The organism is Alkalicoccobacillus porphyridii, assembly GCF_007293315.1.
Lineage (GTDB): Bacteria > Bacillota > Bacilli > Bacillales > Bacillaceae_D > Alkalicoccobacillus > Alkalicoccobacillus porphyridii.
Window position 1 is genome coordinate 354,462 of record NZ_VLXZ01000003.1, and the last position, 18,907, is coordinate 373,368.

General features: G+C 42.2%; 20 protein-coding genes. 7 read left to right on the forward strand and 13 right to left on the reverse strand.

What is annotated here, in order from left to right; translation table 11 throughout:
* Nucleotides 1-209: 209 nt before the first annotated feature.
* From FN960_RS07030 to FN960_RS07065, 8 genes are all read right to left on the reverse strand, one after another.
* A complete protein-coding gene (locus FN960_RS07030) occupies nucleotides 210-590 on the reverse strand; it encodes a hypothetical protein (RefSeq protein ID WP_143847981.1) in 381 nt (126 codons plus the stop codon).
* A gap of 186 nt (nucleotides 591-776) precedes the next feature.
* Nucleotides 777-1,409, reverse strand: a complete 633-nt coding sequence (locus tag FN960_RS07035; protein ID WP_185970951.1) for a DUF4352 domain-containing protein — start codon at nucleotides 1,407-1,409, stop codon at nucleotides 777-779.
* Between the two features lie 429 nt (nucleotides 1,410-1,838).
* On the reverse strand, nucleotides 1,839-2,123 hold the full coding sequence (locus tag FN960_RS07040; RefSeq protein WP_143847983.1) for a hypothetical protein: 285 nt from the start codon (nucleotides 2,121-2,123) through the stop codon (nucleotides 1,839-1,841).
* A gap of 374 nt (nucleotides 2,124-2,497) precedes the next feature.
* The gene (locus FN960_RS07045) at nucleotides 2,498-2,791 is read right to left on the reverse strand and encodes a hypothetical protein (protein ID WP_143847984.1); all 294 of its coding nucleotides are present in this window, start codon (nucleotides 2,789-2,791) and stop codon (nucleotides 2,498-2,500) included.
* A gap of 1,016 nt (nucleotides 2,792-3,807) precedes the next feature.
* The gene (locus tag FN960_RS07050) at nucleotides 3,808-4,824 is read right to left on the reverse strand and encodes a sugar kinase (protein WP_143847985.1); all 1,017 of its coding nucleotides are present in this window, start codon (nucleotides 4,822-4,824) and stop codon (nucleotides 3,808-3,810) included.
* Nucleotides 4,817-5,572: a 2-dehydro-3-deoxy-phosphogluconate aldolase gene (gene dagF, locus FN960_RS07055; protein WP_143847986.1), complete on the reverse strand. Its 756-nt coding sequence runs from the start codon at nucleotides 5,570-5,572 to the stop codon at nucleotides 4,817-4,819. The genes FN960_RS07050 and dagF overlap by 8 nt, the downstream gene beginning before the upstream one ends.
* On the reverse strand, nucleotides 5,565-6,677 hold the full coding sequence (locus tag FN960_RS07060; RefSeq protein ID WP_143847987.1) for a DgaE family pyridoxal phosphate-dependent ammonia lyase: 1,113 nt from the start codon (nucleotides 6,675-6,677) through the stop codon (nucleotides 5,565-5,567). The genes dagF and FN960_RS07060 overlap by 8 nt, the downstream gene beginning before the upstream one ends.
* Nucleotides 6,655-7,755 carry an amidohydrolase/deacetylase family metallohydrolase gene (locus FN960_RS07065; RefSeq protein ID WP_143847988.1) on the reverse strand — a complete coding sequence of 367 codons (1,101 nt, stop codon included), beginning with the start codon at nucleotides 7,753-7,755 and terminating at the stop codon, nucleotides 6,655-6,657. The genes FN960_RS07060 and FN960_RS07065 overlap by 23 nt, the downstream gene beginning before the upstream one ends.
* A gap of 247 nt (nucleotides 7,756-8,002) precedes the next feature.
* Between FN960_RS07065 and FN960_RS07070 the strand changes: the two genes are divergently transcribed.
* Together FN960_RS07070 and FN960_RS07075 are read left to right on the forward strand one after the other, a co-directional pair.
* Entirely contained in the window at nucleotides 8,003-8,524 is a 522-nt protein-coding gene (locus FN960_RS07070; protein WP_143847989.1) for a hypothetical protein, read from the forward strand.
* Nucleotides 8,525-8,561: 37 nt separating this feature from the next.
* Entirely contained in the window at nucleotides 8,562-9,170 is a 609-nt protein-coding gene (locus tag FN960_RS07075; protein WP_185970952.1) for an SdpI family protein, read from the forward strand.
* 89 nt (nucleotides 9,171-9,259) lie between these two features.
* Here the strand turns inward: FN960_RS07075 and FN960_RS07080 are convergent, their stop codons facing one another.
* From FN960_RS07080 to FN960_RS07100, 5 genes are all read right to left on the reverse strand, one after another.
* Nucleotides 9,260-9,490 carry a hypothetical protein gene (locus FN960_RS07080; protein ID WP_143847991.1) on the reverse strand — a complete coding sequence of 77 codons (231 nt, stop codon included), beginning with the start codon at nucleotides 9,488-9,490 and terminating at the stop codon, nucleotides 9,260-9,262.
* A 222-nt stretch (nucleotides 9,491-9,712) separates the two neighbouring features.
* Nucleotides 9,713-10,996 carry a methyl-accepting chemotaxis protein gene (locus tag FN960_RS07085; protein ID WP_185970953.1) on the reverse strand — a complete coding sequence of 428 codons (1,284 nt, stop codon included), beginning with the start codon at nucleotides 10,994-10,996 and terminating at the stop codon, nucleotides 9,713-9,715.
* A 15-nt stretch (nucleotides 10,997-11,011) separates the two neighbouring features.
* Nucleotides 11,012-11,392, reverse strand: a complete 381-nt coding sequence (locus tag FN960_RS07090) for a hypothetical protein (RefSeq protein ID WP_143847993.1) — start codon at nucleotides 11,390-11,392, stop codon at nucleotides 11,012-11,014.
* A gap of 13 nt (nucleotides 11,393-11,405) precedes the next feature.
* Nucleotides 11,406-11,774 carry a carboxymuconolactone decarboxylase family protein gene (locus FN960_RS07095; RefSeq protein ID WP_143847994.1) on the reverse strand — a complete coding sequence of 123 codons (369 nt, stop codon included), beginning with the start codon at nucleotides 11,772-11,774 and terminating at the stop codon, nucleotides 11,406-11,408.
* Between the two features lie 11 nt (nucleotides 11,775-11,785).
* Nucleotides 11,786-13,420, reverse strand: a complete 1,635-nt coding sequence (locus tag FN960_RS07100; protein ID WP_143847995.1) for a thiamine pyrophosphate-binding protein — start codon at nucleotides 13,418-13,420, stop codon at nucleotides 11,786-11,788.
* 630 nt (nucleotides 13,421-14,050) lie between these two features.
* Here FN960_RS07100 and FN960_RS07105 point away from each other — a divergent pair.
* From FN960_RS07105 to FN960_RS07125, 5 genes are all read left to right on the forward strand, one after another.
* A complete protein-coding gene (locus FN960_RS07105; RefSeq protein ID WP_143847996.1) occupies nucleotides 14,051-14,728 on the forward strand; it encodes a response regulator transcription factor in 678 nt (225 codons plus the stop codon).
* 312 nt (nucleotides 14,729-15,040) lie between these two features.
* A complete protein-coding gene (locus FN960_RS07110) occupies nucleotides 15,041-16,057 on the forward strand; it encodes a siderophore ABC transporter substrate-binding protein (protein WP_143847997.1) in 1,017 nt (338 codons plus the stop codon).
* A gap of 23 nt (nucleotides 16,058-16,080) precedes the next feature.
* The gene (locus FN960_RS07115) at nucleotides 16,081-17,100 is read left to right on the forward strand and encodes an ABC transporter permease (protein WP_143847998.1); all 1,020 of its coding nucleotides are present in this window, start codon (nucleotides 16,081-16,083) and stop codon (nucleotides 17,098-17,100) included.
* Nucleotides 17,097-18,149, forward strand: coding sequence for an iron chelate uptake ABC transporter family permease subunit (locus tag FN960_RS07120; protein WP_143847999.1), 1,053 nt, complete (start codon nucleotides 17,097-17,099; stop codon nucleotides 18,147-18,149). The genes FN960_RS07115 and FN960_RS07120 overlap by 4 nt, the downstream gene beginning before the upstream one ends.
* Nucleotides 18,146-18,898, forward strand: coding sequence for an iron ABC transporter ATP-binding protein (locus tag FN960_RS07125; protein ID WP_143848000.1), 753 nt, complete (start codon nucleotides 18,146-18,148; stop codon nucleotides 18,896-18,898). The genes FN960_RS07120 and FN960_RS07125 overlap by 4 nt, the downstream gene beginning before the upstream one ends.
* Nucleotides 18,899-18,907 lie beyond the last annotated feature (9 nt).

An 18,907-nucleotide genomic window follows, 5' to 3' on the forward strand; every position in this document is an offset into this window, starting at 1 on the left:
CTTCTATTTCGTCCGCCTGTTTTAGGGTAGGATTGGTATGACTATTAACAAAATAATAAGGACTTGACCACGACACGCAATCTCTCTTCTAGACATGCATGCAAGATACTCGTGGAAAACGTATGTTTCTCCTGTAGGTGCACATGAGCCTTAGTTCTAGTGACTTTTTCAGTGGCCTTAATAACCAAAGGAGTGTTTTCTGCCATCTTTTATGTAGGATCCGGAGTCGTCGTTTTTTTCATTTCTTTATATTTTTTATATGTTTCAAAAGCTGTATAGAGAATGACAATAAAGAGCACCGGACTCACAAGACCGGATTGAGATTCAATTCCCTGAAGAGAACATAGCAAGATAAATAAGATGAAAACAGACATTGCGATGATATTTATCCAGAAATGTTCTTTATCTGATTTTGTTTTAGTCGTATAGCTGAGAATTGCCTCAAGTAAAGCAAATGTAATTATAGGTAGAGCAATGTGAGTAGTGGTTAGTGAATCGAAAATCAATAAGCTTGGAAAGAAATCTTTAATGACCAGTAATAGTAACAAGGAATATACTGTAATGTGTATGGTCATGATGGCTTTTTTCATAGGGCCTCCAATTAAAGGTAAGTACCTTTATTTTATCAAAAAAATGACTGATTGACGTATATTGGAATAAAAAAACAGCCATGCAGCACATGACTGTTTGATTCATTTAAAATCACTTTTCTAGATTGCTTAATGGCTCGCGATTAGTTAGAGGCCCTGGGTTTAATGCTTCTAGCTATGGGACCTTTACTCAGCTTCACTCTTCTCAAAAGTAAAGGTAATTTGATTCTTCACGGCACCTGTTCCAACGAGTCCTTCATTGACAAGAACATAGTATTCATCTGCATCATAAGTGTAGTAGAGTGCCTGAGCAGTGGCTTCCTCATTAGGATTGATATCACCCTCAAATGAATTTACTTCTTCAAAATACTCAGCACTATCAGTCATTCCTGCGCCCTCAGGCATATCAGTTAATTCTAAATTACCGATTGTATCCAAAGCATCTATAGGTTCTTCGCCAATATTTCTGATCGTTAATTCTGCAATCATATATTCATCTAACTCAGACAGCTGTCCATCTACCTCTTGGGTGACTTCAACACCATGTAAGGTGATTTCATATAAACCAATGGTACTCTCTATTGTGGCAGTGTCACCAATTTTTAGATCTAGCTGATCCTCCACATTCCCCTCTGCCATGGCATCACTTTCATTAGAATCGGCTTCGCTATGATCATCTTCCTCGCCATCCATGGTTTCACCTGTGACCTCTTGATCTGGTGCTTCCTCCACAGGATCTTCAGTTTCCCCACTGTTACACGCTACAAGTACCCCGATCGAAACCAATAAGACTGAAGAATTTACTATGTACTTTTTCATCTCTCTCTTCCTCCTAGTATGAATAAACTGTTTTTTGAATGTAGAATTTCCCACCTTCAACACTACCATTTAAAATGCCTGAATCTCTAGCTAGAGATATTCTTGATCCTATTTATGTAACCAAATACCCAATTACAGATGCGAAATGATCCCGTTTATTAAAAAATTCTCTCTTTATACATTCGTCTCTTTTTCTTTTGATCTGTGATTAAAATGTGCAGCACCTATAAGACCAAAAATGATACCTACTACACTAGCGTTTATAAAGGTTTTATCAAACTCATAGGTAAGAGGGTTATTATGATAAGAATTACTTATTATTCTCACCAAAAAATAGGATAGATATGAAAGTGCAAGGTAAGCACAAAACATTAATATACTTCTCCATATCCTACTCAATATTTCACACCCCCTGGCTCTCATATAAAATCAATCTTGGTTAAATGGTTCAATCCTTTCTAAGACACCTTTATTAGTCTCACTGTTACTTTTATAAACCATAAAATATTCAGTCTCTACCTCAATCAGATTATAGACATTCTCATCTAACTCAAGCATAAAGAACGCATCACCCATATCTTTAATTTCAATCATATACTCGCCATGATTCTCTACCTTGTCAATGACCTCTACTATTGCACTTGTACTTGTGTCGAATTCGCTACATGCCATTAAAATAAAGATCGATATTGACAAGATTAGCTTTTTTACCACGTTTCATACCCTCCAAAGTTGTGCTGTCTTTTCCCAAAGATCATCCCAACCTATAAAATAGCCTAATTGATGATGAATATATTCTTTCGAGAACTCTACCCATTTCCAAATCTGGTAAAACGCTAATTTCAGAATGATAATCTAAAATCTGCCTTACGATAGAGAGGCTGAGACAATTGAAGAAATATCGCAGTCTTATAAAGATCTTTCGTTTTTCAGTGACCGCGATGGAAAAGTTCATTGAAATAAAAGGGTACCACCCGATATCGCGGGTACTCCCGCGGTAAGCGTGCCACAGTTCGGGGAGCGATACCCAAAAAAGCGGAACAATCAACGGAGGGACTCCAACATCGTTTCGCTTTTTATTAGTTAAACTACTTCCTAGCAGTTCGCTTCGTCTCTTTTCTTCTATCATACCAAACAAAATATTTATACAAGAGAAAAGCGATAACAAATAAACCCACCATAAACGGTAACGTAATCATTGTAAGTAAGAGAAAGCTAAACAGATCATCCCTACTTTGATTGTCCACCTGATTAAAAAAACTAATGATACGTATGCCTATTACAAAGATAATAGACAAACAGATCGATGAAACGGCCGCCGTGAAAACAGTCAGAATCAATTGTCCAACAAATGTTGTTCTTAGAAAAGCTACGAAACTCAACTTCAATCACCTCTGTACTACATTCCTACTACATGACTCTAATGGACAAGGATATATCAATCCTATCTAAAAAGAAACCTTCCTTTGCGCCTCTCGTAGATAACTAGAAAATACAATTAAGGGAGATAACGTGATGGCAACGTGAGGCTGGGACAAAAGAATTATTACTAATCTAAAAGCTGAAGAATGTTGGAGTCTCTCCATTCATTGTTCGGCTTTTTATTGTACAAATAAGGATAGATGTATTCCAGAAGTACACTTCACACGCTTAAATACATAGAGGAATTGGAGGTTATCTGAGTAACAGTTCTTCGGTTGTCACTCCCGAGAATGGGGGCATGCTTACCGCGGGAAGGTTTTGAGCTAACGGGCTTCGCCCATTTATCTCAATGAACCTTTTCATCCCGCAGGTGTCAGCCCACCATTTTCGTCCGCTTGGTGAGAGTGGTGGCATCAAGGATATGATAGTGAACCTTCTATTAAACAAAAAAACAACCCTCATTTCTTTAGACAGGAATGTTGGTCATTTGTCTAATTGGGCACAAGATCGGAAGGAGAAAACGTAGACTCCTACGGAACAGAACGAATCTGAAGACATTGAAGTGGTGCCCTTCCACTTCACTGGCTGAGGCCGTTCCCGTGGAAAGCGAAGTTTTCTCCTGTAGCGGTGCATAAGCTCATTTCTAGATGACTTTTTCAGTAGCCTCTTTTTATCCCGCAGTAATAGTCCACCATTTTCGACCGCCTAGTGAGTAGCAGGTATCTAGTATCTAGGATATAAGATATTACACATGCAGGGCAGTTTCTTGTACGTAATTCTGATAATGAAGAAGTATGGCGAATGGTCAATCGTTTTAATGGAACGGGTTTCGTTTACCTTCTAATGAGCAAAGACACGACTGCCTTTTAGATAACCTTCGTGTCTTTGCCATTCTTTTTTAGTTAATTGTTGCGGATAGTATGTTCGGGTCTATTTTTTCATGTGCACTTAGAAGGACCATTTCGTCACGGAAGGTTTATCGTTTGATATCCGTGCCCTTCGTTTCCATCGATTCAAAAATCTCCACATCTGATAGGACGGGCGTATCGCCTACCGTCGTATGCTTCAGCATTCCTGCTGTTGTGGCAAAGTCAACGGTTTTACGAGCAGACATCCCCTCTAATTCACCGTAGATTATTCCACTCGTAAATGCATCTCCGGCACCAATACGGTCGTGCACCGTAAATGTCAATGTGTCAGAGAAGCTAAATTGATCCTCTTTATAGAGGTAGCCCTGTAACGAATGCGTATGGTCCTCATGAATCGTTCGGTGAGTACCTGCGATAACAGGAATAGAGTATTTTTTTGCTACTTTCGGAATGAGATCTTTAAGTTGCTGGTGGCGATCTGTCTTTTCCGTTTGCATACCAAGCACATGTATCGCGTCTTTCTCATTCATTAACACAATATCCGCTAAGAACAATAATTCTTCATAATAAGGCTTTGCTTTTTTGTAGCTATTCTCTCCCCAAAGCGTGGGACGATAATTGCAGTCAAAGACAACGATCCCATCATTGTCTTTCACAGCCGTTGCAAACCTACGTATATTATTTCTTGCCACGTCATTCATTGCTAGAGTAATGCCGCAAAAATGAACAACATCCGTTTCCTTTGCAATCTTTTCAAAATCATAGATCGCTTCTGGTGCTGTATTAAAGCTGCTCTCTAGTCGATTTGAATAGGTCACGCGACTTGGCCTGACACCTACTCCAGACTCGAGAAAATAGTGGCCAAGATACTGCCCAAATCGAACCAGATAGTTCTTTGAAATGCCGAGCTTGCCAAGGTAGCTTTCGGCCGCTTGTCCAAGCGGATTGTCAGGTAGAGCCGATACCAAGTAGCCCTCATAACCATAACGGGTCATGGTAGATACAACATTCACGCCGGTTCCAGAGAACGAATAATTCAGTGTATTTGCCTGCGACAATAGCTCAAAACCAGGGACCTGCAACCGCATCATCACTTCACCAAAAGCCGCTATTTTTTTACTCATATTGATCAACCAGTTTTTTTATAATGGCGATTAATTCTTTTACGTCCTCGATTTTGGTGTCACCGGAGGCTTTATCAATAATGGATGAATACACATGCGGAATTATGTGTGGGACCTTTGACTCTAGTGCAATGCGTAAAATCGCCTCAAAGTTCTGCTTATCAATGCCACCAGTTGGCTCTAGGGCAAACCCAGCTTCTCCACAAGCCTTGGCAACAGCGCGAAATTCATCCTCTGCTGACAAACCATTCATTGGAAAGTACTTTAAGGCATTGCCTCCCATATCTTGAACGAGTGCAATCGCGGTTTCCACGGGGACAATGGCTTGTTCGTTTTGTGCGGCACTAAGAGGACCAGTGGAAATATTCACGTAGCCACCTTTGCCTGTCGGAGACACTAAGCTATTAATCCAGCTTTCTTCTCCATTAAGATTCGCGCGTGTGGCCCCAACCGAAGGAAATACCTGATTGATATGACTGCCAGGGTAATGCTTCGCAATGTCTGCAACAACCGCCGCCTGACGATTATCTCCAGCTCCGAGACCAATGGATACAGCATCCTCAATTTCCTCACCATATTCCTTCATCGCTGTTACAGCTTGAGCGACGGTTGAGTAATTTTTTGAAAGCACACCCACCACAACATATCCTTCCGCTGCTTGAAAGATCTCCTTTGCATTTTCAACACTATTAGCTAACACATTTAGCGCAACCCGGTTTTTATAAAAGCGTTTTGAGATCTTAGACATGGTCATTGCCTCCTATAAGTTCACGTGTTCGAGACTCAATCACCTGCAAATCATCGCCGCTGAGAGGTCGAGGGTCAATATCAAAATAACCTTCCCTGATTCCATAGTCGCGTGTGTAAATCGCAATACCACCCTCGCGTAATGCTTCGGTGAGCTGCATGGCTGTTAGGCTTGCTTCATTTGGATCAAGCTTCACTCGTGCACGAAAGATGCTACGTCCGGCTTCATCTTGAACAATCTGCACAGAGACACCAGCTAGCTCGTCCAAGGAGAGTAACGCCTGTAATTCTGCCTTCTCTTGTGCGCTTGTATCTTGCTTTGCCCCAAATTCATCGAGGGCCTGAAGCAATCCGAAGGTCGTCTCTTTGCCAACCTTCATACTTCTACCAATGCCATGCAATTGAACCTTTAGCCAGTCAATATACTGCTTCTTCCCTGCAACCAGCCCTGACGTCGGTCCTTCAATAGCTTTTGATCCACTAAAAATGACTAAGTCCGAGCATGATATATATCTCTGAAGCTCCTCTTCTGCTGCTGCATCGACAATCAGTGGAATATCATGTCGCTGCGCCACTTCCCAGGCCTCTTCCACAGGAATCATATTCTTTTGCACAGCATGATGAGATTTGACGTACACAATGGCTGCTGTCTTTTCTGAAATGGCCTCTTCAATATGACTAGCCTTACCCTCGTTTGCATAGCCTACCTCCATTAATGTTCCACCACCTAAATAAATCATCGTTTCAACCGGTGCGCCGTATTGAACGTTATGACCTTTTAACATAATGATTTCATTATGAGTAAGTGCTTCTTGATGGAGGCGTAAGCTTTTGCGTTGATTGCCTTTTGTCACAAGCGCTGCAACAGAGAGTGCAATGCCACTGGATGCCGAATTGACCACAACTGCATCCTCAGACCCGAGCTTTTGCGCGATGTATTGGCCTGCCTTGTCTACCAAATCCGCTATTTCTACATAGTTTTGTCCACCACTTTTCATGGCCTCCATCACCGTATCTGATGTTGTAGAGGTTCCAAGAATCGTCATCCGACCGCTTGCATTAATCACACGCTTCAATCCATACTTAGCACTTAATGTATTCGCCATGTACAAATACCCCCTCTGCGTTAATTGTGGTTTTTGAGATTCTCTCATCTCCAAGAGAATCAACAAGTTTAACCTCTTGATCCTTAAGAGAGAATAACGTTAGATTAGCCGGCTCCCCAACTCGGATACGACCAAGCTCCGGCTTCCCTAACCAGTTAGCTGCATTAACGGTCACCCCGTTAATCACCTCTTCAAGTGAATACCCTATTGATAGAAATTTGGTCAAAAGATTGGCCATACTATATACAGGTCCATTCAAACGATTGCCCTTATACATATCCGTGCTAATCGTATCAAAGTGGACGTTATTCGCTTTCGCTGCTTCCGCTACCTTAAAGGAGAAGCTCGCTGTTCCATGACCGACATCTAAATGCACGCCTCTTGAGATCGCATCCATGAGGACAGAGAGTGGCCTACCTTCTTTATCAAATAAATTATTTTCTTTGCCATTTAAGTAATGAGTGATCACATCGTTTGTTTGCAGAAGTGGAATCACCTCTTCTATGTGAGGAGGTCCTGAACCGATATGTACCATGAGTGGCTTTGACGTCTCATCGGAAAGCTCGCGTGCGATTAGCAACGGCTCGACGCCATTTTCCTTCACCACAGACTGGCTTATGCGCGCTTTTAATCCGATTACTATATCTTCATTCAAACGAACGGCGTCATGGATAGCTTGACGATCGATCCATTCTAGATTCGATAGCTCGTCCACTCGTTCCAACCCAATTTTGGAAATATTCAAAAAAGCAAAGACATTCGTTTTTGCTCTTCTACTATTAGCTGACAGCTCTCCCATGCGATTCGCTCCCGTACTCCCTGCATCAACGATCGTTGTGACCCCTTGCTTCACACCAATCTCATCAATCTCATCACCATACGGATTAAACTCGGGAAAGGCATGAACATGTAAATCGATCCATCCACTGGATACAAACATTCCAGTGCAATTTATCACTGCTCCTTCCCCACTCCCAGGCTCGGTCACATCAGCGATTTTACCTTCCTTAATAACCAAATCCACCTCTTCGCCAGTAAGCTTTTTGATATTATGTAATACGATTTGGTTGCTTTCCATTGTGACCTCCTTCCCTACTCCTTCTATGTTTGATAGTTTCAACATAGCATAATAAGAATTTTCTGTAAACATAATGTTATAATGTTATGTTATCTGATAAGTAAACAACTTGTATACCATAGAGGACAATAAAATTTACGAAGACAGAGTAAAAATATTTAGTTTGCTTAATAGTAAATCAAGAAACCAATAAACGCTTCAACTCGTACTTAGAGGTATCACGTCAAAGAAAAAAGGCGGTAAATTAATGAGTTCTTTTTCAATGATCAAAAAAGATCAACAATTTCTCGTTTGCAATTCAGACGGAGTTGTACTAGCGGAGATTCATAAGCTACATGCAGCACCCTATGAAAAAGGTCATGCCTTTATTTATAAAAGTAAAGATAATGCCTCAGCCATTCATCTAGGCATAAAAAAAGGACGGCTTCTTTTCGCTCAATATCTACTTCAAATCGAGAGTGAGAGCTATACCCTTCAGGACCATAAGGCAAAAACATTACTATATTTCGCTGTTTCTGGGAAGATAAACGGAAAGCAGATAGATGTGGAAGAGAACTGGAATGAACATATTGATCTCAGAGTAGCGGGCGAAAAAGTAGCTATTTTGAAGCCATATGCTATTAGAAGTGGAGCGAATATCGACATTGTGCATGAAGCTAAGAATGAACTCTATTTGTCTATTCTAGCGTTGTTTTACTTTATGTATCAGATTTACAAAGAGGAGACCGCCTTTGTGGAGGATCTGATAGAAGAGGCATTGGAGTTTTGATGCCCTGTGAATCATTCGCCTCGGAGGAATGTTGCCTATGAGTAGAAAATGGTTATGCCGTTCAATTATGCTTACAACCTTTTTGATTAGTTTTTGGTTTTACCTATACCTCCCCAACACAGTAACAATCCCTTTTATTGGCTCTGTATCAACATGGGCTTGGCTGTTTTTCCTACCTGTCACCCTATCTGTTCTTTGCCTTTTACGTCAAAGCAGGCTGTTTGTTGTGATTACAACGCTTCTAGCATTATTACAGTGGGTTCTTTTATATCTTTCAATCTTCGTAGGATTGGATGTTGATACCACCATTTTTCTATTTGTTTCATATGTCATTGGTTTTCTCTACATATTACTCGGCTATCTTTCTTCACGTGTAAAACAGAATCCGATTTTAGGGTTACGCGTGAGCTGGACATTACATAATGAAGAGGTATGGCGAAGGGCCAATCGCTTTAGCGGGACGGGGATGGTTTATATAGGCCTTATGACGATGGCTGCAAGTCTCATTGTCACCATGCTTTATCGTTCCAGTGCCTATGCGGAAATGGTGTTCTTCGGCTCCATTGTTTTGCTGGTGGTTTTTATCGTTGTTTCTCTAATTTATGCGTACCGTGTTCATCGTGAGGTTACTGTGGAAGGTAAATAGGAGGGATTAAAGCAAGCTGTGTTCGTTTGTTTTTCCCTTCTTTGTTTTACTTTTTTAAACGGCTTTAACAATACATTTGAAACCATCAATTATCCAAGGTTATTATAAAACCACAACACGATAAGAAACATACTCACAATTCCCCAAGCGAAAGTACTGATAATCCACCAAATAATAGATGTAGCTTTTGTTGAGCTTTCCTCGTCTTCCTTATTCGCTTTTATAACATCGAGCTTTCTTTCCATTCCTTTTTTCATAGATATGAGAACAACAAAACCGATGATTATGAAACCAATCGTTATCCAGAGTAATAAGTCCACTTTTAACACTCCTTTTTTGTGAAATCCTTTCCTTCCTACCTTATTTATTCAAGTATCCTGCTGTTTGTTGAACTAAGTAAACAAAGTGTACCATATATGATATGTTTCCATGCTCTGTATTAAAATTCCTTTAATCATCAAATCCTTCTTAGTAACTTGTTTCTCTTACAGAATAAAAGCACCGCCATCATGGCGATGCTTTTCATCAATATAAAGATTACATTAAGCCACCACGGACTGCTCGTCCTCGGAAACTACTTGTACTCCTTTTTTCATTACATCTTCACCCTCAACCTGTTGATTCGTCACATTCGCCAACGTCTCAGCCGAAGCGTAAATTTCCTCCATGGAGGCATTTAGTTCTTCAATGACGGCTGCGGCATTTTGCACGCTTCCGTTAGATTCAACGGCTGAGGTAGAGACTTCTTTCATCGTGTTGGACACGTCTTCCATGCTACCTGTTAACTCGCCAATGGATTCTGAGAGATCCTGGATGAATTCATCCACTTCCTGCGCGTTTTCATTAATGGTTTTGAAGACGGAGCCGATTTCGCGATTTAAGTCTATGCCTACCTCAACTGAATTCGCACCCTGCTGAATGGCAGAAATGGCATCATTACTTCCTTCTTGCACTTCAACAATAAGCTTTTGAATGTTGGCTGTGGCCGCATTTGTTTGTTCCGCAAGCATACGGACCTCGTTGGCAACAATCGAGAAGCCTCGACCATGCTCTCCTGCCCGCGCCGCTTCAATCGCTGCATTTAAGGCAAGTAGGTTCGTTTGTTTGGAAATGCCTGTGATCTGTAATAGGATTTGTTCGATCTCGGCTGTCTTTTGGCCCAGTGCTTCAATACGTTCTTTTGAAGACTGAACATCCTGTCCGATTAAATCCATTTGGTTCATTGATTTTTGAACGGCTGTATTTCCTTGTTTGGCGTTTGTGTACGTTGCGCTTGAAGACTCTGCTACAAACTGTGTGCTTTCGCTTATTTCTTTTAAGTTAAAGAATACAAAGGACAGGGATTCCTCAATGGATTTAATCGCATCCACTTGATCGTTATTATTAGACGCTAAGTCCTGCATCGTTTTTGCAATTTCTTCTACACCAGCGCTTGTCTCACTTGCCGATACCTGTAGATGATTCGCTGCTTCCGCTGTCTCAGCTTGTTGATTATGATTGCCACCCGACACTTCCACTGGCTGCGGCTTTGAATGAATAGCATGTAAAAACTGAGCAAACGAATTCTTTTGAATTGATTCTTGATCAAAAAGGTATAATTCTTCCGCTTCTACGCCTTCTTCTGCCTCGCGTAATGTACGAATAAGTTTCATGTGAAACAAAAACGCAACGGCTCCAACGACGACCCAAGTGAGGGCCAGTCCTGCCCATAGAAATAAGTTCCCATCGAGCCCGCCTCCGAGCAACACTGTAGCAAGCGAGATAACCATTACACTAATGACTGCTATAAGCATAACGTTCTGTAGTTTTTTATGAAGTTTGTTCAAATGGACCATTCCTCTCTAGCTAAGCTCTAAACTTGGTACCCCTACAAACTCAAGCGCCTGCTGAACATCTGTGAACGCTCGAACACTTTCATACGTTCCTGCTGTTTTCGAAAGTCGGTTTAACTGCATCTTTAATGACGTATTTGGAGCAATGGTTGCGTTCTTTTCAACATTTGTAGATACCCAACCCATTAGTTCTCCCCAGACAGCACCCACTTCTGGAGCAGCCACAGCTGTAATGTTGCGGTTATCATTCAGAAACTTGGAAATCGCTGGCTTGGATAATTGGCTACGAACAAAGTTAGCCTGTTCCTGCGCCTCTTCTACCGTACTAGCCATTTCTAGATAGTTAAAATAAAACACGTCACCTTCAACTTTGTAATCATACTTTTTCATTGTATATATCCCCCTATTCTTTTTCTAAAAAATCTTTAAATACATGTAGTGCATGAATCGCCTTTGGAAACCCAGCATACGCACTGCAGTGATTAATTAACTCTAAAATTTCTTCCTTCGATACGCCCACACGAAGCGCTGCATTAAAATGGTAGGTTAATCCTCTACCTTGATCCCCCTGGGTGATTAACGATGATAGGGTGATCAGAGCGCGTTGCTTTGAATCAAGCGCTTCTCCTAGATACACATCCCCATAACCAAACTCAAGGGCTAGCTTTGCCAGCCTCGGAGAAAACTCCTCAACGGCTTTCATCGCTTGAATGCCTCGTTCACCAGCTAATTCATCGATCTTCTTCCAGCCAGCTGCTGCTTTTTCACTCATAAGATCCTCCCTTATCCACGACCAAGCGTAGGTGGCACTTCCTCTTTATTCACTAACACTTCAATCACTACAGGACCCGCTACCTCTTTCGCTGCTTCGTATGCTTCTGTAATCTCAGCTTCTGTTGCACATTGGAACCCTGTGGCCCCTAGCGATTCAGCAAACTGGGCAGCATTAATGCCTTTTATATAACGAGTTCCAGTGACGACACCGAGATTATACTTCATGCCTTTATCCACCATATCGAGCATCTCATTATTAAAAACAACAAAAAGTAAGTCAGCATCAGCATCAACCGCCGTCGCAATCTCTGTTCCATGCATGAAGAGACAGCCATCCCCTGTGAAACAAACAATGTTCTGATCTGGCTGTGCCACCTTCGCCCCAATTGCCAGCCCTATGCCATTCCCCATTGCGCCAAACACATCATCAAAGCGGAACGTCCCAGCTACATGGGTGGTGAAGTGTTTAATCGTATAAAAGGAGTGACTGCCATCATCGCCATACACAATGGCATCGTGGGGCAGGAGGTCACGTAACACCTGAACCGTACGCGCAGCGGATAATCGACCCGTTTCGGGTTCGGCTGTTTCACCCGTTTCCTTTTGAACATAGGAACTCAGATCAATGGACGGAAGTGCGGAATGATTCGCTTGCTTTAAAAGCTGCTTCAAGTTTGTATCGGCATCACCCTGAACCAAAATGGTTTCACTTTCTAGTGACTTTCCAACAAATTCAGCGTGCCAATCAAACTGAATCACCTTTCTCGGTTCGCCTCCCGCCAGTAACCCAACGGTCGACATATCACTAAGCTTCGAACCAATCACAACAAACAGGTCGCTCTCTCGATCCTTCACATAAGCCGCAGCCGCTTCCGTTCCACCCAGTCCAAGTGCGCCTAAAGACAGGGGATGCGTTTCCACAAAGGCACCTTTTCCGCCTGGTGTGGTCACGACAGGAATCTGCCAGCGCTCCGCCAGCTCTTGAATAGAGGCATACGCCCCGGATAGATGAGCCCCTTTCCCAAGAAGCAAGAGGGGTCTTTCCGCGGCCTCTAATGCTTGAATCGCACGCTCGATGTTACCCGATATCACATCGTCCCTAGCAGGCACAGCAAACTCAAACGAATCGATCTCGCTCACCAAGATATCAAGGGGTACAGAAAGATGTACCGGACCCTTTGAACCCGTAAGCGCTTGCTCCTCTGCGTGCTGCAGAAGCTGTCTCAGCATCTCCTTGCTCTCAACCTTCGCACTAAACTTCGTGACCGGTTTAAATAGCTCGACCAAATCCGTCCCAAACATACTAGAATCCTGCCCTAGCGCCTTGCCAGATAAAGCAAGTGGCGGATGGCCCGTAATAAATAGCACAGGTGCATGAAACGCAGCTGCCTGAGCCGCAGCCGTCAGCATGTTTGTGCCCCCAGGACCCGATGTACCAATGGCTACCCCTAGCGACTGATTCTGCAAGGCATAGCCAGTAGCCATATAACCAGCCCCGCCCTCATGCCGAGCCAGCACAAACTCCACGCCTTCCGCTTCCATTGCTAGTATAAGCGGGACAATCGGCTTACCAGGAATGCCAAAAACCTTGGTGCAACCTTTTTCTTTCATAAATTTAACAATCATTGATGATACCTTTGGCATGGATGCCCCCCATTATTCAAGTATATGGCCATATGTATTACACGTTTCATAGAGCGCTTTCATAGCCAGTAGTACTTTTTTTAATGAATCATCTTATGTATCGGCAGGTGTCGGTGGGGTTTCTAGTATTTGTAGGAAAATAGGAGGGGGAAAGTTTTCCTAATTAGAGAAGAGTTGAGGGGAAGAGGTGAATCATAATCATAAGCCCCATAACACCAACTGTGACAAAGAGTTATTGATTAGGGGGTTAATAAATGATAAAAACCCGAAAATAGACCTTTTTAAAGTGTCCATCTCTTCGGGTTGCAGTTTAGTACTCTTCAGTTTTTATTAGATTCTCATTTATTTCTCTAACCCAGCTAGCATTCCGCTTATCCATACCATTGTCATAGAGCCACATAATCGTCTCCTTATATTTTTTCTAGTTCACAAAATATCCTTCTTGAAATATATCAAATAGACCAATTTTATTAATTTCCTCTGTCGTGTAGTCATTGAATTGAAATACATTATCATCATACTCTATATTAAAAGAAAGATAGGGAAAAAATATCACTATGAGAGGACAGAGGTTAACAATGGGCCATTTTATTGAAAAAGTACATAATGTTGAAGTAGAGGTGAGCTCATTTGAAGCGGGTGCTACTCATAAAAAATAAACGGTCTTTAGCCAAAAAGATTGTTAGTGGTCTGAATCAAGAAACTGGCTTTACTTTGACACTTCATAATGAGAATCAAGGGCTGGAGATCGCGTTTGAGCAGGACTGGGACTTTATCATTTTGGATTGGGATTCCTTAAGCATTCCTGGACCAGAAATCTGTAGACAAATCCGAGCTGTTAAAACGACCCCAATCATCATTGTGGCGGACCGTGTGTCCAGCAAGGCTTGCATAGCAGGCTTACGGGCTGGAGCAGATGATTATATAAGAAAACCTTTTGCGAAAGAGGAGTTAGTGGAAAGGATCAAAGTCATATTAAGAAGAGTAGATGGCTTCCATTCAAATGCGACACATGAATTACCATTTAAGGACCTCTCTGTTGATACAACACGTAACATTGTGACAAAAGATGGAGAAACCCTTTCCCTTACAAAACGGGAATATGACCTACTCTTATTTCTAGTCAGAAATAAAAATACCATACTAAGTCGAGAGATCCTTTTAAATAAGGTTTGGGGATATAATGTTGCTGTCAATTCGAATATCGTAGATTTATATATTGGCTATTTAAGAAAAAAACTAACGTGTACAAAGGACAACAGGTATATTCAAACCATACATGGCAGGGGCTATTCGATGGTTGAATAGGACAGATAAAATATACACACGAGTAAGCCGTTCGCGCGGAACCTTACTCGTGTTTTTTGTATTGGTCTGTCCCTTCTTAATTCAAAATCGTAATCCAGAGGAATAAAAACACATGAAAAAAATGATTTTTCACAGGATTTTCACAGAATTAAAATCTATACTTCTAGTTAGAAACTTGTTGAAAATGATTATCAATATCAATAATAGGAGGGGACAGATAATACGCGGGCAATACATAAAAGAAAAGCTACAGTCTTGTTACGACCTAGCGATGAGCTAGTCTACAAATATGATGAGGAAGAGGTATAGACGATGAAAAAATTAAGCTATTTTAAATTCCCTGTGATTGCGGCAGTTTTTACTTCAATGCTGGTAGCTTGCTCAGATTCAACGAACGAAACAACAACGGAAGAGCAAGTAAGTGGTGACGATACGACTGAGACATCTGAAACCGTTGAAATTACAGATGCACATGGTACTGTCGAGGTTCCTGTAAATCCTGAGACTGTTGTTGCTTTAGATAACCGTACGTTTGAAACATTATCTGATTTTGATGTTGAGTTAGCCGCGGCTCCAAAGGATGTTATGCATGCCGATACTCCTTATGCAAGTGATGATTCAGTTGAGAATATTGGAAATCACCGTGAACCGAATCTAGAAATCATCGCAGCAGCTGACCCTGATCTTGTCATTGTTGGTCAACGCTTTGCTAGCTTCTATGAAGACATTAAAGAATTAGTACCAAACTCAACGGTCATCGATCTAAACATTGATGTATCTGAAGAGGCGGACGCACCTGGAGAGAACTTCATGAACGGACTAACGGATTATACGCTAGTGTTAGGACAGATTTTTGATAAAACAGCAGAAGCTGAAGCATTGGAGGCTGACTTTAATCAAGCGATGGAAGACGTGAAAGCTGCGTATAACGGAACAGATACAGTCATGAGTGTCATTGTTTCCGGTGGCGATATCAACTATGCAGCGCCTCATAATGGACGTGTGTGGGGACCACTCTATGACATCTTTGAATTTGAACCCGCACTAGAAGTTGAGAACACAACCTCCGATCACCAGGGTGATGATGTTTCAGTTGAGTCGATTGCACAGAGCAACCCTGACTGGCTTCTTGTCCTAGATCGTGATGCCGCTGTATCTGCTGAAGATTCGTCTCCAGCAACAGACGTGATTGAAGGTTCACCTGCGCTTCAAAATACAACAGCTATATCTGAAGGTCACGTTTTCTATGCACCAGATGACACCTACACAACAGAGTCGATTCAAACCTATATCGAAATGTTTGAAGACCTTGCGAATGCTTTAAATTAAGTAGTGTAAAGGAGCCTAACGTAGTGCCTAAACACACAGTAACCGGGGCTGGGAATCATTCTTCTCAGCCCCGCTTTTATAACCAAAAGACATTATGGACAAAACCATTTATATTCGCCATTATAACGGTCCTCATCTTAAGTATAACTTCCTTATTAACCGGCGTATATGACATCTATGGTCAAGAAGATGGACTACGAATGTTCTTCACCACACGTGTTCCACGGACAGCCGCCTTACTACTTACGGGAGCGGCGATGGCGATGGCGGGGCTTGTGATGCAGTTGATTACACAGAATCGTTTCGTCGAGCCTACCACAACAGGAACCATTGAATGGGCGGGTTTAGGTCTTCTGCTTGTTTACTTAATTATTCCTTCCCCTACTTTAGGTGTGAGAATGATTGGCGCCATCGTTTTCTCATTTGTGGGGACGATGATTTTCTTTTTATTCTTACGACAAGTGACATTACGTTCGTCGCTGATTGTCCCGATTATTGGGCTGATGCTTGGAGCCGTTGTCTCTGCGTTTTCCACCTTTGTTGGACTCCTGTTTCAAATGACCCAAAACATTCAGAACTGGTTTATTGGTTCTTTTACGGCGGTTCAAATTGGACGATATGAATATTTATGGTTCATCGTCATCATCAGCATTCTTATTTTTATTTGTGCTGACAGACTAACGCTTGCAGGTCTTGGAGAAGACATAGCCACAAGCCTTGGCGTCAATTACAATAAGATCGTTCTAATTGGTACAGCTCTTATTTCTATCGCGGTGGGCATAGTGGCGGCGGTTATAGGATACTTGCCTTTTTTGGGGTTAATCGTACCAAATCTAGTATCCATGTTCAGAGGGGATGATCTGAGGAGTAATTTGCCCTGGGTCGCTGTGATCGGCATGGGAACCATAACCGCCTGTGACATCATTTCTCGAACGATTATTAAGCCTTTTGAAGTACCTGTTTCCCTCATACTTGGAACAGTAGGGGCCGTGGTATTCATCACGATCTTATTGAGACAGAGAAGACCAAGGAGGGCCAGATGAGCACATTAGAGCATAGAAAAACCATTCAAGCAAACCTCCACCATGGATCTAGGTCTGCTAGAGCCTTTCGTTATAAAAAAGAAGAGAAACGATACTGGATATTGCTGATCTCCTTGATTGTCTTAGGTCTGCTTGCTTCCTATGGACTCTTGGTCTATAACAATCCCGTTCCTATTGATTCACCATCATTCGTCCCAGTGACAAAAAGAAGGATGGTCGCCCTCGTAGCGATGATTATTGCGGCGATCTGTCAAAGCTTAGCAACCGTAGCCTTTCAATCGATCACAAATAACCGAATCATTACACCGTCCCTCTTAGGCTTTGAATCACTGTACTCGGTCATTAACACAAGTACGATCTATTTCTTTGGGGCAGCAGCATTCATTAACTTTACTGGCATTGGATCCTTTCTGTTTCAAGTCGCTGCGATGGTGCTAATGAGCTTAATCCTTTATGGCTGGTTGCTTTCCGGAAAATACGGCAACCTACAGATTCTCCTGTTGGTCGGTATTATTATCGGGGCAGGACTAGGTTCCGTTTCTTCATTCATGAGGAGAGTTCTTTCGCCTTCAGAATTCGATATCCTACAAGCAAGAATGTTCGGCTCAGTTAATAACGCAGATTCTGACTATTTTCCGATTGTCATTCCAATTGTCGTCATTGTCATGTTCTTAATTTTTGCTTATGCCAAGAAATTAAACGCCCTGTCACTCGGCAAAGAGGTCTCTACAACGCTTGGTGTTAATCATCGCTTTAGCATCATCTATGTGCTCGTCTTAGTTGCGATCTTGATGTCGATATCAACCGCTTTGATTGGACCACTTACGTTCTATGGATTCCTAGTGGCCACACTTAGCTATCAAGCTGCACCAACCTATGACCATAGATATATCTTTCCAATGGCTCTAGCCATAGGATTCTTGGTATTAACCGGTGCCTACTTCTTGATGTACCATGTATTTAACGCGCAAGGCGTTGTTTCTATTATCATTGAACTAATTGGTGGCGTAATCTTCTTATATGTCATCCTACGAAAGAGGTCGTTATGATACAAATTAGTAATGTGAGCAAGTCATATACTAGCGAGGAAACGATTGGCCCGTTAAATATCAACATCCCAAAAGCAGGTCTTACCTCTTTAATTGGACCAAACGGTGCCGGAAAATCAACAACACTCTTAATGATCGGAAGACTCCTAGATATTGATAACGGACAGATTCAAGTCGCCAATATGGACGTCTCTGGGTCAAAATCAAAGGATCTCGCCAAAATCCTCACCATCCTGCGACAAGAAAACCACTTTGTCACAAGACTCACAGTCAGACAGCTGGTTGGCTTCGGACGTTTCCCATACTCAAAAGGGAGACTAACCAGTGAGGACGAGTCCATTATCTCAAAGTACATTGATTTTCTCGAATTAACCAAACTCGAAAACAGATACCTAGACGAGCTTTCCGGTGGACAAAGACAAAGAGCTTACGTCGCGATGGTTCTGTGCCAGGAAACCGAATACGTACTCCTGGACGAGCCCTTAAACAACCTCGACGTCGCCCGCTCCGTGCAAATGATGGGCCACCTAAGAGAAGCCGCCAACGAACTCGGCCGAACCATCGTCACAGTCATGCACGACATCAACTTCGCCGCCAAATACTCCGACCGCATCTGCGCCATGAAAAAAGGCCAAATCGCCGCGTTTGGATCGGTGGATGAGATTATGCAGGCTGAGCTGCTGACTGATATCTTTGAAACGCAGATCGAGATTATTCAGGGGCCTTATGGGGGAGTGGCGATATATTAGAAGTACCTC